The sequence below is a fragment of the Nonomuraea maheshkhaliensis genome, assembly GCF_039529435.1.
Taxonomy (GTDB): Bacteria; Actinomycetota; Actinomycetes; order Streptosporangiales; family Streptosporangiaceae; genus Nonomuraea; species Nonomuraea maheshkhaliensis.
Map to the genome: position 1 here is coordinate 14490 of NZ_BAAAMU010000138.1, position 13474 is coordinate 27963.

A 13474-nucleotide genomic window follows, 5' to 3' on the forward strand; every position below is an offset into this window, starting at 1 on the left:
TCACTTCCCGGCCGTGCCGGGCTCCCCGCTGATGGACTCCTGGTAGACCTCAGCGAAGGTGCGCGAGTCCTTGATCAGCTCGTCGGCGAAGGCAGCGACGTCATCGCCGATGAGCTCCAGGACTCCCGTGCCGGCTGCGACACCCTCCTCGAAGAACTCGAGGAGGCCCGTGAGCAGGGACCCGTCGGCCAGGCCGATCGGACCGACCTTGAAGTAGTACCTCTGGATCTCCTTGTAGACGATCTCGTAGTCGGGCGGAAGCGCCTTGACCCGGGCCATGTGCGCCCGCCACTGCTTCTTGCCTTGGATGATGTCGTGGATGCCCATGTCAGCCTCCCAGCCGGCCCAGTTTCCTCGCGACGTTCCTGTTCAACTGCCGGCGCCACCGGTCGCGGAAGGTGCGGGCGCCTTCCGAGCCGGCCAGCGCCGCGCAGAACCCCGCGATGTCGTCACCCAGCACGTCCTCGATGCTCTGCCCGTCGGCCGCCGTCTCCTCCAGCAGCCCCAGAGCGCCGTCGAGGATCGGCATCAGGTTGCGGCCCGTGAAGTCCCCGTAGAGGAAGAGGTGGCCGATAATCTGCCCCCACGCCGCTCGGTAGTCGTCCGGCAGCGTCGCCGCCCGGGCCTCGAACGCCTTCCATTCCCTGTTGAGATCGTTGCCTGTGACGGTGTCCCAGAACTTCATCTCCTGCCCTCCCTGAGCTTGTCGAGCCGTGACGTGATGTAGTTCCACTTCGCCCAGAACGTCGCGAGCTCCGCGCGCCCCGCGTCGTTGAGCGCGTAGAACTTGCGCGGCGGACCCTGCTCGGACGGTCGTCTCGTCACCTGGACGAGGCTCTTCTTCTCCAGGCGCAGCAAGATGGTGTAGACCGTCCCCTCGACGACGTCGGCGAAGCCGAGATCGTTCAGCCGGCGCGTGATGGCGTACCCGTAGGTCTCCTCGCTGCCAATGATTTCGAGCACGCAGCCCTCGAGCGTGCCCTTCAGCATCTCCGTCAGGTCGTCCATCACAAGTCCTTCTTGGCCCACCCGGTACTCTGTACCCCCAAGCTCCACTACACAGTATCACAGAGTAGTGAAGCGCATCCTGTCGATCCACTGAAAACGTGGAGACGGTCTATAGCCACAGCGGTCCTTAACAGGGCCGATGAGGCTTGTCTCTTCTCGATCATGTGGCGTTCGAATGTGATGGGCGGCAGGCCATCGTCGGCACTGTGCCGCCGGGTGGTGTTGTAGAAGTCGGCGATCCAGGTCGCGATCTTCAGACGGGCCTCGGCCCGGGTGCGGAACCGGTGGCGGTGCACGTACTCGACCTTGAGAGTGCCGTTGAAGGCGCGCATCAATGGCTCCTACGGCGGATTTCTTCTCATCCGCACCCCGACGACGGGCTCTCCCCGCCATCCCCAGGGAAGCCAGACGCGGTTTTCACGCATCACTACGCGGAGCATATGGTCCCGCCTCCGCACCGGGGCAGACCTGCGTCAAGGCGCGGCAAGCCGGCCTGCGGGGCCGAGCGTAGAGGGGGCATCAATATTCGGGCATCGGCCGTATGAATACCGTCAAAAACGACCAAAACCCCTCAATCTCACGGTTCGCTGATTTCCTGGCCGTCCAGTAGGTACGGCAGAACACCCTGTCCAGATTGAGGAGTGGGGATGACCGACGTCATCTTCGTCGCCCTGACGATCACGGTCTTCGTGGTCCTGGGGTTGGTCGTGAAGGCGGTGGAGCGGCTTTGAGCGCCGTCAATGCCGTGGGGCTCGTCGTGGTCGTCGGCCTGGTGATCTTCGTGGTCGCGGCCCTGTTGTTCCCGGAGCGTTTCTGATGTCATCGACCATGGCGGGGATCCTGTTCATCGGGTCCCTCCTTCTCGCCCTGGCCCTCTGCTACAAGCCGCTGGGCGACTACATGTTCCGCGTCTACACCGGACCCAGGCACAACGCCGTGGAGCGGCTCACCTACCGGCTGCTCGGCGTCAACGCCGACAGCGAGCAGCGGTGGGGCGTCTACGCGCGCGGCGTGCTGGCGTTCTCGGTGCTGTCGATCCTGTTCCTGTACGGGTTGCAGCGGCTGCAGAACCACCTGTTCCTGTCCCTCGGGATGGAGGCGGTGGAGCCGTCGCTGGCCTGGAACACTGCGGTCAGCTTCGTCACCAACACCAACTGGCAGGCCTACTCCGGCGAGGCCACGATGGGCCACGTGGTGCAGACCGCGGGCCTGGCGGTGCAGAACTTCGTCTCCGCCGCGGTCGGCATGGCGGTGGCCATCGCCCTGGTGCGCGGCTTCGCCCGCAGCAAGGCCGGCACGCTCGGCAACTTCTGGGTGGACCTGGTCCGCGGCACGATCCGCATCCTGCTGCCGATCGCGTTCGTGGCCGCGCTGCTGCTGGTGGCCGGCGGCGCGATCCAGACGTTCGCCGACCACAGCACGTGGACGACGCTGACCGGCGGCGAGCAGACCTTCACCCCGGCCGCGGCGGCCTCCCAGGAGGCGATCAAGGACCTGGGCACGAACGGCGGCGGCATCTTCAACGTCAACTCGGCCCACCCTTTCGAGAACCCCACGTCGTGGACGAACTGGCTGACGATCTTCCTGCTGACGGTGATCGCGTCCTGCCTGCCGCGCACGTTCGGCCGGATGGTCGGTGACAACCGGCAGGGCTACGCGATCGTCAGCGTGATGGCGATCATCGCGATCGTCAGCGTCGGCGTCACCCAGTGGGCCGAGCTGAGCGCGAGCGGCACCGTGCCGCAGGCGATCGGCCAGGCTCTCGAAGGCCGCGAGACCCGCTTCGGCGTCTCGAACTCCGGCATGTTCGCCACCGCCACCACGCTCACCAGCACGGGCTCGGTGAACTCCTTCCACGACTCCTACACCGCGATCGGCGGCGGCATGCTGATCTTCAACATGCTGCTCGGCGAGGTCGCCCCCGGCGGCGTCGGCGCGGGCCTGTACGGCATGCTCATCCTGGCCGTCATCACGGTGTTCGTCGCCGGCCTGATGGTCGGCCGCACCCCCGAATACCTCGGCAAGAAGATCGGCGCCCGCGAGATCAAACTCGCGTCCCTGTACTTCCTGGTCACCCCCACACTCGTGCTGCTCGGCACGGCGGTCGCGATGGCCACCGAGACCGGCCGCGCCGCGATCCTGAACGCCGGCCCGCACGGCCTGTCGGAGATTCTCTACGCCTACACCTCCGCCTCCAACAACAATGGCTCCGCCTTCGCGGGCGTGAGCGTCAACACCACGTTCCACAACACCACGCTCGGCCTGTGCATGGCCCTCGGCCGGTTCCTGCCGATCGTGCTGGTGCTGGCGCTGGCCGGCTCGCTGGCCCGGCAGGCGCCGGTGCCCGCCTCCGTCGGCACGCTGCCGACGTACCGGCCGCAGTTCGTCGGCATGGTCGTCGGCGTGACGATCATCCTGGTCGCCCTGACGTTCCTGCCCGCCCTCGCGCTCGGCCCGCTCGCAGAAGGACTGCTGTAGACATGCCAACCCCTGTGCTGGAGAAGCCCTCGACGGCTCGGGTCGGCGGCGGCCTGCTCGACCCGAAACAAATGATCAGGTCGCTGCCGGACGCGCTGCGCAAGCTCGACCCGCGCGTCATGTGGCGCAACCCGGTCATGTTCATCGTGGAGATCGGCGCCGTCTTCACTACTGTGCTGGCCATCGTTCAGCCGTCGTTCTTCGCCTGGGCCATTGTCGTCTGGCTGTGGCTCACCGTGATCTTCGCCAACCTGGCCGAGGCCGTCGCGGAGGGGCGCGGCAAGGCGCAGGCCGCCACGCTACGCGCCGCCAAGCGCGACACCACCGCCCGCCGCGTCAAGAGCCGCGAGGCGACGGAATGGGACGTCGTCGGGGCCCCCGAGCTGAAGCAGGGCGATCTGGTGATCGTCGAAGCCGGGGAGATCATCCCCGGTGACGGCGACGTCGTCGAGGGCATCGCCAGCGTGGACGAGTCCGCGATCACCGGCGAGTCCGCCCCGGTCATCCGGGAATCGGGTGGCGACCGGTCAGCCGTCACCGGCGGCACGAAGGTGCTGTCCGACCGGATCATCGTGCAGATCACCCAGAAGCCCGGCGAGAGCTTCGTGGACCGGATGATCGCCCTGGTGGAGGGCGCGAACCGGCAGAAGACGCCGAACGAGATCGCGCTCAACATCCTGCTCGCCGCCCTGACGGTCATCTTCCTGGTCGCCACCGCGACCATGCAGCCACTGGCGATCTTCTCCAAGTCGATCAACCCGGGCGTGCCCGACTCGCTCGCGCTGACAGGCGACGGCGTGACCGGCATCGTGCTGGTGTCGCTGATCGTCTGCCTGATCCCGACCACGATCGGCGCGCTGCTGAGCGCGATCGGCATCGCCGGCATGGACCGCCTCGTTCAGCGCAACGTGCTGGCCATGTCCGGCCGGGCGGTGGAGGCGGCGGGCGACGTCTCGACGCTGCTGCTGGACAAGACCGGCACCATCACGCTGGGCAACCGGCAGGCCGGCGAGTTCGTCCCAGTGCGGGGGGTGAGCGAGCAGGAGCTCGCGGAGGCGGCGCAGCTGTCCAGCCTGGCGGATGAGACTCCCGAGGGCCGCTCGATCGTGGTGTTCGCCAAGGAACGCTATGGGCTGCGCGAGCGCGAGATCCACGGCGCCGAATGGGTGCGGTTCACCGCACAGACCCGCATGTCGGGCGTGAACTTCGAGGGCCGCGAGGTGCGCAAGGGCGCCGCGACGGCGGTGATGAAGTGGGTGCGCGACGCGGGCGGCCATCCCACCGACGACATCGGCCACCTCGTGGATGGCATCTCGGCCTCCGGCGGCACCCCGCTCGTGGTGGCGGAGAAGGGCCGCGTGCTGGGCGTGATCCACCTCAAGGACGTGGTCAAGCAGGGCATGCGGGAACGGTTCGACGAGATGCGCCGCATGGGCATCCGCACCGTCATGATCACCGGCGACAACCCGCTCACCGCCAAGGCCATCGCCGACGAGGCCGGCGTGGACGACTTCCTGGCCGAGGCCACCCCCGAGGACAAGCTCGCGCTCATCAAGAAGGAGCAGGAGGGCGGCCGGCTGGTCGCGATGACCGGTGACGGCACCAACGACGCGCCCGCCCTGGCGCAGTCGGACGTCGGCGTGGCCATGAACACCGGCACCAGCGCCGCCAAGGAGGCCGGGAACATGGTCGACCTCGACTCCAACCCGACCAAGCTGATCGAGATCGTGGAGATCGGCAAGCAGTTGCTCATCACGCGCGGCGCGCTGACCACGTTCTCGATCGCGAACGACGTCGCCAAGTACTTCGCGATCATCCCGGCCATGTTCGCGGCCGTCTACCCGGGCCTGGACGCGCTCAACATCATGCGCCTGTCCAGCCCGCAGTCCGCGATCCTGGCCGCGGTGATCTTCAACGCGCTGGTCATCATCGCGCTGATCCCGCTCGCCCTCCGGGGCGTCAGGTACCGGCCCTCCAGCGCCTCCAAGCTGCTGTCCCGCAACCTGTACCTCTACGGCCTGGGCGGGATCATCGTCCCGTTCATCGGCATCAAGATCATCGACCTGCTGATTCAATTCCTTCCGGGGATGTCATAAATGAACCGCATGCCCAGCTGGATCCGCCAGCACCTCGCGGCGCTCCGCGCGCTGCTCGTGCTCACGGTGGTCACCGGCATCATCTACCCGCTGGCCGCCACCGGGCTGGCCCAGGCCGTGTTCAACGACCACGCCAACGGCTCGATCGTCAAGCGGGACGGCCAGACCGTCGGCAGCTCGCTCATCGGCCAGTCCTTCACCGACGCCGACGGCAACCCGGTCAGGGCGTACTTCCAGTCCCGCCCGTCCGCGGCCGGCGACGGCTACGACCCCACCTCCACCTCGGCGAGCAACCTCGGCCCGGAGGACGTCATCGACACCCTGCCGGTGCCGGGCGCCAAAGATGAGAAAGGCAACCTGGACGAGGGCAAGCAGTCGCTGCTCACCCAGGTCTGCGCCCGCTCCAAGGCGGCCGGCGAGCTGGAGGGCGTCAGCGGCATCCGCCCGTTCTGCACGCCGGACGGGGTCGGCGCGGTGCTGAAGGTCTTTCCCCACCGCGCGGTAGCCGTCAACCAGGTCTGCCCCGCCACCCCTTTCATCGCCGAGTACCAGGGCCTGAAGGTGGAGTGCGCGAAGCCGGGCGAGGACTACGCGGCCGGCCGGACCGTCCCCGTGCGCGGGAACGCCGGCGCGCCCGCCGTCCCCGCCGACGCGGTGACGGCGAGCGGCTCGGGCCTGGACCCGCACATCTCGCTCGCCTACGCCGAGCTGCAGGCGCCCCGCGTCGCCAAGGAGCGCGGCCTGGCTCTTGACCAGGTCAAGGCGCTGATCGAGGAGCACACCACGGGCCGCGCGCTCGGTTTCATGGGTGAGCCGGCAGTCACCGTGCTCGAACTCAACCTGGCACTCGACGGGAGGTGACGTGAGAGGGCGGCTACGGGTCTACCTCGGGGCGGCTCCCGGGGTCGGCAAGACGTACGCGATGCTCGGCGAGTGCCGCAGAGCGGTCGAGCGCGGCCGGGACGTGGTCGTGGGCTTCGTCGAGACCCACGGCCGCCCCCGGACCGCCGCCCTGCTGGAGGGTATGGAGATCATTCCACGCAGGACCCTCGTCTACCGGGGCGCCACCTTCACCGAGCTCGACGTGGACGCGGTCATTGAGCGCGCGCCCAAGGTGGCGCTGATCGACGAGCTGGCCCACACCAACGTGCCCGGCTCGAAGAACGCCAAGCGCTGGCAGGACATCGACGAGATCCTCGACGCCGGAATCGACGTCGTCTCCACGGTCAACATCCAGCACCTGGAGTCGGTCAACGACGTCGTCGAGCAGATCACCGGCATCCCGCAGCGCGAGACCGTCCCGGACGAGGTGGTGCGGCGGGCCACCCAGATCGAACTGGTGGACATGTCACCGGAGGCGCTGCGCCGCCGCATGGCGCACGGCAACGTGTACGCGCCGGAGAAAGTGGACGCGGCGCTGTCGAACTACTTCCGCGTCGGTAACCTGACCGCGCTGCGGGAGCTGGCCCTCCTGTGGGTGGCGGGCAAGGTGGACGATCAGCTCGACCGCTACCGCGCCGACCACGGCATCGCCGGCACCTGGGAGGCCCGCGAGCGCGTCGTGGTCGCGCTGACCGGCGGCCCCGAGGGCGACACGCTCGTACGGCGGGCCGCCCGCGTCGCCGCCCGCACCAAGGGCGCCGACCTGCTGGCCGTCCATGTGACCAGCGCCGACGGGCTGACCGGCGGAGATCCGACCAACCTGGCCCGCCAGCGAACCCTCGTGGAGAGCCTGGGCGGCAGCTACCACCAGGTGGTCGGGAACGACATCCCGCAGGCGCTGCTCGACTTCGCCCGCGGCGTCAACGCCACGCAGCTCGTCCTCGGCGCCTCGCGGCGCGGCCGGTTCGCCCAGGTGCTCTCCCGTGGTGTCGGAGTGGAGACCACCTCGCGCTCCGGCAGCATCGACGTGCACCTGGTCACCCACGAGGAGGCCAAGCAGGGCCGCAAGCGGCCTGAACGCGCCAGAGCCGCGCTGAACAGGAGGCGCCGGCTGTCCGGCTGGGCGGTCGCGGTGGCCGGCATGCCGGCGCTGACCGCCGCCCTGCTACCGTTCCGCGAGGTGGTCTCGCTGCCCAGCGAGATCCTGCTGTTCCTGTGCCTGGTGGTCGGGGTCGCGCTGATCGGCGGCATGTGGCCGGCCATGGCGGCGGCAGTGGGCGGCTCGCTCCTGCTCAACTGGTTCTTCACTCCGCCCGTCGGCAAGCTCACCATCGCCGACCCGGAGAACTTCCTCGCGCTGGTGGTGTTCGTGCTGGTCGCGGTCGCGGTCAGCACGATCGTCGACCTGGCCGCCCGGCGTACCAGGGAGGCCGCGCGAGCCCGGGCCGACGCCGAGGCGTTGTCCACGCTGGCGGGGCACGTGCTCCGCGGCGAGGCCGCGCTCCCCTCCTTGCTGGGACGGCTGCGCGAGACGTTCGGCCTGGACTCGGTCGCCCTGCTCGAACGCCTCGCCGAGCCCACCCCGGACGACCAGGCCGAACCCGAAGCCTGGCGCATCGTCGCCACCTCAGGCGCCGCGCCCTGCACCGCCCCCGGGGTGGCCGACACCGACGTCCAGATCGACGAGCGTCTCGTGCTCGCCGCCCGCGGCAGGCTGCTGGACGCCAGTGACCGGCGCGTGCTGGAAGCCTTCGCCGCCGAGGCCGCCGTCGCCCTGCGCCAGGAACGCCTCCAGGCAGAGGCCGAACAGGCCAGGCCGCTAGCCGAGGCCGACAGGATGCGCACCGCCCTGCTCGCCGCCGTCAGCCACGACCTGCGCACCCCGCTGGCAGCCGCCAAGGCCGCCGTCGAGAGCCTGCGCAGCCACGACATCGACTGGACTCCCGAGGACCGCGACGAACTGCTGGCCACCGCCGACGAGTCGCTCGACCAGCTGGACCGGCTGGTGGAGAACCTGCTCGACATGAGTCGCCTGCAGGCCGGCGCGCTCGGCCTCGCCCTGCAGCCCGTCACCCTGGAGGACGTCATCCCCCGCGCCATCGATGACCTCGGCCCGATGCGCGACCGCATCGAAGGCAACGTGCCCTTCGGCCTCCCCGAGATTCAGGCCGACCCGGCCCTCCTGGAACGCGTGCTCGTCAACCTCATGGCCAACGCCGTCCGCCACAGCCCGCAGGACCGCAAGGTACTCATCACGGGCAGCCGGCACGACGACGAGGTCGAGATCCGCGTCATCGACCGCGGCCCCGGCATCCCATCCGAGCACCACGAGCGCGTCTTCCTGCCCTTCCAGCGGCTCGGCGACCGCGGCAACGGCACCGGCGTCGGCCTCGGCCTCGCCCTCTCGCGCGGGCTCACCGAGGCCATGGGCGGCACACTCACCCCCGAGGAGACACCAGGAGGAGGCCTCACGATGACCGTCAGCATGCCGATCCACTCCGGAGCGACGGCACCATGACCAAGATCCTTGTTGTCGACGACGAGCCACAGATCCTGCGCGCCCTGCGCATCAACCTGGCCGCCCGCCACTACGAGGTCGCGGTCGCCGCCGATGGCTCCTCCGCGCTGCGCCAGGCCGCCGCGTGGCACCCCGACCTCGTGGTGCTCGACCTCGGCCTGCCCGACCTCGACGGCGTCCACGTCATCCACGGCCTGCGCGGCTGGACTCGCGTGCCCATCGTCGTGCTGTCCGGCCGCACCGGCAACCAGGACAAGATCGACGCCCTGGACGCCGGCGCCGACGACTACGTGACGAAACCGTTCGGCGTCGAGGAGTTCCTGGCCCGCATCCGCGCCGTCTCCCGCCGCGCCGCCATCGCCGAAGCCGACCTGACCAGCATCCAGATCGGCGAACACACCGTGGACCTGGCCGGCAAGATCATCTCTGACGGCCTGCGGCTCACCTCCACCGAATGGCACATCCTGGAGATCCTGCTGCGCAACCCCGGCAAGCTCATCCCCCAGCGCTACCTGCTCACCGAGGTGTGGGGCAGCAAACACGTCAAGGAGACCCACTACCTGCGCCAGTACATGGCCCAGCTCCGCAAGAAGCTCGAACACGACCCCGCCCACCCCAAGCACCTCATCACCGAACCCGGCATGGGCTACCGCTACACGCCATGACCTCCCGCACGCCGCAGTCCCACGGGACGCTGCTGAGCGCCCAGGCGCAGGGGTTCACCGGCCGCCTGCCGCCCACCCCGGCGCGTTGTGGTCCGTCAGCCTCAGCGACGACGGCCGGATCCTGGCCAGCAGCGACCACACGGGCCGCGCGGTCGTGTGGGACATGACCGCGAGACGGCCGCTGTGGACGCCGGCCGGCCCGGCCGGACACCTTCCAGCTGTCGCGGTCAGCCCGGACGGCTTCCGGGTCGCGGGCGCCCGCCCCCACCCCGACCTGGCCGGCCCTCGCCGCTCTGACGACCGGTGCCGCGCTGACCAACTTCGGATTCGGCGGCAACGCCCTACTCGACCCGGAGGTCGCCCGCGCCATCCGGGACACCCCGGCCGACCTGATCACCCTCAAGGTCGGGATCAACATCGTCGGGCCCGCGGCGATGCGAGAGCGCACCTTCGTCCCCGTTGTGCACGGGTTCCTCGACACGATCCGCGAAGGCCACCCGGACACTCCGATCGTGCTCATCTCACCGACCCCCTTCACCGAACTGGAGACCACGGCCGGACCCACCGCACCCGACCCGGAAACCGGACGCCAGCGCGTCCTGGGCTCCCCGGGCGCCGGAGCACCGACCCTGACCGGTGTCCGCACACCGCTCGCCAAGGTCGTCGACGTCCGCGCCGACCCGGCGCTGCGCTACCTCGACGGGCGCGAGCTCCTCGGCCCGGACGAGGCCGAAGCGCTGCCCGATGGCCTGCACCCCGACCCGGCGGCGCACCTGCGGATGAGCGACCGAGCCGCCCGGCTGCTCCTGGGCCGTCATCTGTGACCGACATCCAACCCGCGCCGCGTGGTCGGTGAATCCCGGTCCCGATGAGGCCTGCGCGGCCGTCCTCGGCTTCGGCCGGGTCTTGCAGGGACCGCAGCACGCCGCCGACCGGCCGGAGCCGAGGAAGCTGTAGCGGCCAAGCACGTCGAGGGTTGCCGTGGCCGCCGGAACCATGGCCTCCACCCCCCTCCTCGTCCGCGCCGCCATCGCTGTCCGGCACGTCGGGGATCTCGCCGAGCTGCCGTTGCCCTTCGGCCGGGGCGGAGGAGGCGATGGCGTAGCGGCCCAGGACGTTGATGTGCCGTTCCATAGTGGAACTGATCCGGGCCACATCGCCATCCAGACCCGGATAGCCCTGCCCCCGCAGCTGACGTAGAGCGTCGTCAATGTAGACGGCCCACCGCTCGGTTCGGAGCGACCGCACGCAAGGTAGCTCTGTGTAGTGGTCGTGACTGTTTGTGATCTCAGAAATGACCAGTTCTGCGAGAGCTGGTGATCGCCCGGCGAGTGTCCGGTTTGTCCTCCATCTTCGTTCTCATGACCCGTCGCAAAAACCGTCTCTCAGAACAGCGTCCGCGATAGGTCTTGCGAGATGACCGAGCTCGCGGATCCGGCCGCCGCGAGCTCGTGGGCGATCTGCGTGACCAACTGGGCACGCGCGCCGGGTCAGGGCGGCGGCGAGAACATCGTCGGCCACCGCGGCCGGCCGGGATCTCTCCAGGGACAGGCGCGGGAGGCAGGCGGTCAGCTGGTACTGGCCCGCCTGAGCAGGTCCTTGATAGCTCGATTGTCGTCGCTGGACAGGCTCCCGCGGTAGTTCTTGCGCATTGCCTTCAGGTGCCGGGCGTACCGGACCGCGTTCTTGCGGTCTCCCAGATCCAGCGCCTCTTCCAGGTGCGCGATGGACTCCTTGAACTCGTCGGCGATCTGACCTTCGGAAGGAGGCGCGGGCACCTCCACTGCGGGCGCTGTGGCCTGGGTTCCCAGGCTCAAGTCCTGGCGACCAGTGACCGAGGCAGGGTTCAAACACAAGAAGTTCGCCATCTACGTCTGGCGTGCTGTCCGAGATGGAGGTGACACCAAGACTCGTAAGTCGCGCCGCACGCTGGAACTGCCCCAGCTCGCCGCTGAGGCGCTGCGGCAACATCACACCCGCCAAGCAGCTCAAAGGCTCGGAGCCGGCGAAGCATGGCAAGATCACAATTTGGCGTTCTGCACGAGGGTGGGCGCGCCGCTGGACGCGGCGAACGTCCGACGAGCCTTCCGGGAGATCACCAAGGACGCAGGGATCGGAACCAACTGGACCCTCCGCGAGCTGCGCCACTCGTTCGTCTCGATCATGAGCGATCAGGGGGTACCCATCGAGACCATCGCCGATCTTGTCGGACACGCGGGCACCAGCGTCACGGAGAAGGTCTACCGCCATCAGCTCAGGCCGGTGATCACCAAGGGCGCCCAGACCACAAATACGATCTTCGGCAACAGCCGACACGGGTAGGGCGTCCGAGTGAGATGGCTCCCCGATTGGCTCCCATCGACTCCCCAGACACGGAAGAGGGGCCTCGGATCAGCTCCGAAACCCCTTCTCACCTGCATCTTCATGGTGGGCGATACTGGGATCGAACCAGTGACCTCTTCGGTGTGAAGCAGACATACTGAATTTGTGATCAGGTGTTTGAGCTGGTCAAGTCCATGATTTTGTGCACCGACATGCATGATCGGACCTCGCTGAGCGCTCCGGATGTCACGCACTTTGTCACTTGCTCCCGCGATGGGACTCGAACCAGGACCTTGCCGTTTGGATCAGTTCGTACCCGATTCAGATGTGGCACGGTCTGACCAATCGAGTACAGGCCGGTGCAAGGTTGTTCATCTGGCCTGGCTCCCGTCTTGGCTCCCGTCCGGCTACTCGGCCAATCACGGGTTGTCCTCATATGGGGGCTTGTCGTTGCTGTTAGATGGCAGCGCTGGAGGTTATGGGCGGCGGCCGAACTAACGCGTGAAAAATCTTCCAAGCCATCTCGTCGCTATCAGTTCTGAGCGTCAGACAAGGCGATTTGGACACCCCTTTGCAGCGCAATATTATCGCGTTCATCTCTCCAACGAACCCAATGGACTTTTACTTGGCCAGACTCATGCAGTTCTAGCAAGTAGTTTGTGGCTGCGTTGGTCAGGCGAAAGTTTGAGACAATCAGAATCGGCACCAAGGATCCAATATAGCGGTTTATCAATCTGCGTATTATAGCGCTGGTCTGAGCATTTTCGTGTTGCGAATATTTGACCATCACCCCTATTACAGCTTTTCCATCACGCAGGGTTGCGTCGATTCCCGTATCGGGACCCCCAATAACTGGTTCAACCTCCCCCGGAGCGATCCTTGCAAGGTTTTCTAGAACCAGTCGTTCATAGCGTTCAGCACTTCTACGTGATAGGTAATCACTAGACGAAAATTCTTCCGCTATAGTTACTTTAGGAGCTCCTTCGCTACTCCAATTTACAATCAGACGCGGAGGCGAACTTTTTTCCGCCTTCGCCCATTCCCATCCAATCCGCGCGCCTTCCGATAGAACTCGAACAAGGGCTTCTTCTCGGGCTTCGAGTTCTTTTATTCGACTTTCAAATTGGCTCGCATTATTGATTGCGATAGAGGTATCCACCTCGTCGCTACCACTTGTTTCTTGTGTTTCAGGTGCAGTGATTTCCGTGGTCGGCGGATTTCGTGCATCCTCCAACGCTTCGCTCGCCGCTTGCGTTTCAGGCCCAACACGTACTTTCACGCCGACTGCTTCAGCTTCAAAGTCCCGCTTGAATAGTGCGGCGATGGGCCGTCGGAGAACAATAACTATTAGAAGAAGGATGATTGGCCAACCAGTGGCGACCTTCAAGTAGTCAAGCCCCAGCTTCCACCACTCCATGGATACAGCATGCCTGCAAACGGTCGAGCTGTCCTAGTACGGCAGCCGCCATTTGTTAGCTGACCTGGATATATGCAGTGGTCAGACG

General features: G+C 67.2%; 14 protein-coding genes. 8 read left to right on the forward strand and 6 right to left on the reverse strand.

Going from position 1 to position 13474, the window contains the following annotated elements; all coding sequences use genetic code 11:
- Genes ABFX54_RS48005 through ABFX54_RS48020 form a run of 4 tightly spaced genes read right to left on the reverse strand, consistent with a single transcriptional unit; the run spans position 1 to position 1340 of the window.
- Entirely contained in the window at positions 1 to 327 is a 327-nt protein-coding gene (locus tag ABFX54_RS48005; RefSeq protein ID WP_346113811.1) for a DUF1048 domain-containing protein, read from the reverse strand.
- Between the two features lies 1 nt (position 328).
- Complete coding sequence (locus tag ABFX54_RS48010; protein WP_346113812.1) at positions 329 to 685, reverse strand: DUF1048 domain-containing protein; 357 nt, start codon at positions 683 to 685, stop codon at positions 329 to 331.
- The gene (locus ABFX54_RS48015) at positions 682 to 1008 is read right to left on the reverse strand and encodes a PadR family transcriptional regulator (RefSeq protein WP_346113813.1); all 327 of its coding nucleotides are present in this window, start codon (positions 1006 to 1008) and stop codon (positions 682 to 684) included. Before ABFX54_RS48015 ends, ABFX54_RS48010 begins: the two co-directional genes overlap by 4 nt.
- Before the next feature lie 47 nt (positions 1009 to 1055).
- Entirely contained in the window at positions 1056 to 1340 is a 285-nt protein-coding gene (locus tag ABFX54_RS48020; protein WP_346113814.1) for an integrase core domain-containing protein, read from the reverse strand.
- 395 nt (positions 1341 to 1735) lie between these two features.
- Between ABFX54_RS48020 and kdpF the strand changes: the two genes are divergently transcribed.
- From kdpF to ABFX54_RS48055, 7 genes are all read left to right on the forward strand, one after another.
- On the forward strand, positions 1736 to 1825 hold the full coding sequence (kdpF, locus tag ABFX54_RS48025) for a K(+)-transporting ATPase subunit F (RefSeq protein ID WP_148433700.1): 90 nt from the start codon (positions 1736 to 1738) through the stop codon (positions 1823 to 1825).
- Positions 1825 to 3486: a potassium-transporting ATPase subunit KdpA gene (kdpA, locus tag ABFX54_RS48030; RefSeq protein WP_346113815.1), complete on the forward strand. Its 1662-nt coding sequence runs from the start codon at positions 1825 to 1827 to the stop codon at positions 3484 to 3486. Before kdpF ends, kdpA begins: the two co-directional genes overlap by 1 nt.
- Before the next feature lie 2 nt (positions 3487 to 3488).
- The gene (gene kdpB / locus ABFX54_RS48035) at positions 3489 to 5582 is read left to right on the forward strand and encodes a potassium-transporting ATPase subunit KdpB (protein ID WP_346113816.1); all 2094 of its coding nucleotides are present in this window, start codon (positions 3489 to 3491) and stop codon (positions 5580 to 5582) included.
- A complete protein-coding gene (locus ABFX54_RS48040) occupies positions 5583 to 6443 on the forward strand; it encodes a potassium-transporting ATPase subunit C (RefSeq protein WP_346113817.1) in 861 nt (286 codons plus the stop codon).
- A 1-nt stretch (position 6444) separates the two neighbouring features.
- Positions 6445 to 8982: a sensor histidine kinase gene (locus ABFX54_RS48045; RefSeq protein WP_346113819.1), complete on the forward strand. Its 2538-nt coding sequence runs from the start codon at positions 6445 to 6447 to the stop codon at positions 8980 to 8982.
- Positions 8979 to 9647: a response regulator gene (locus ABFX54_RS48050; RefSeq protein WP_346113820.1), complete on the forward strand. Its 669-nt coding sequence runs from the start codon at positions 8979 to 8981 to the stop codon at positions 9645 to 9647. The genes ABFX54_RS48045 and ABFX54_RS48050 overlap by 4 nt, the downstream gene beginning before the upstream one ends.
- Positions 9648 to 9865: 218 nt before the next feature.
- Positions 9866 to 10471, forward strand: coding sequence for a GDSL-type esterase/lipase family protein (locus tag ABFX54_RS48055; RefSeq protein WP_346113824.1), 606 nt, complete (start codon positions 9866 to 9868; stop codon positions 10469 to 10471).
- 744 nt (positions 10472 to 11215) lie between these two features.
- Here ABFX54_RS48055 and ABFX54_RS48060 read toward each other — a convergent pair.
- Entirely contained in the window at positions 11216 to 11464 is a 249-nt protein-coding gene (locus ABFX54_RS48060) for a hypothetical protein (RefSeq protein WP_346113821.1), read from the reverse strand.
- A gap of 13 nt (positions 11465 to 11477) precedes the next feature.
- Here ABFX54_RS48060 and ABFX54_RS48065 point away from each other — a divergent pair, with 13 nt between their 5' ends.
- The gene (locus ABFX54_RS48065; RefSeq protein ID WP_346113822.1) at positions 11478 to 11969 is read left to right on the forward strand and encodes a tyrosine-type recombinase/integrase; all 492 of its coding nucleotides are present in this window, start codon (positions 11478 to 11480) and stop codon (positions 11967 to 11969) included.
- 532 nt (positions 11970 to 12501) lie between these two features.
- On the opposite strand, the gene ABFX54_RS48070 is transcribed toward ABFX54_RS48065, so the two are convergent.
- Positions 12502 to 13386: a hypothetical protein gene (locus ABFX54_RS48070; protein WP_346113823.1), complete on the reverse strand. Its 885-nt coding sequence runs from the start codon at positions 13384 to 13386 to the stop codon at positions 12502 to 12504.
- Positions 13387 to 13474 lie beyond the last annotated feature (88 nt).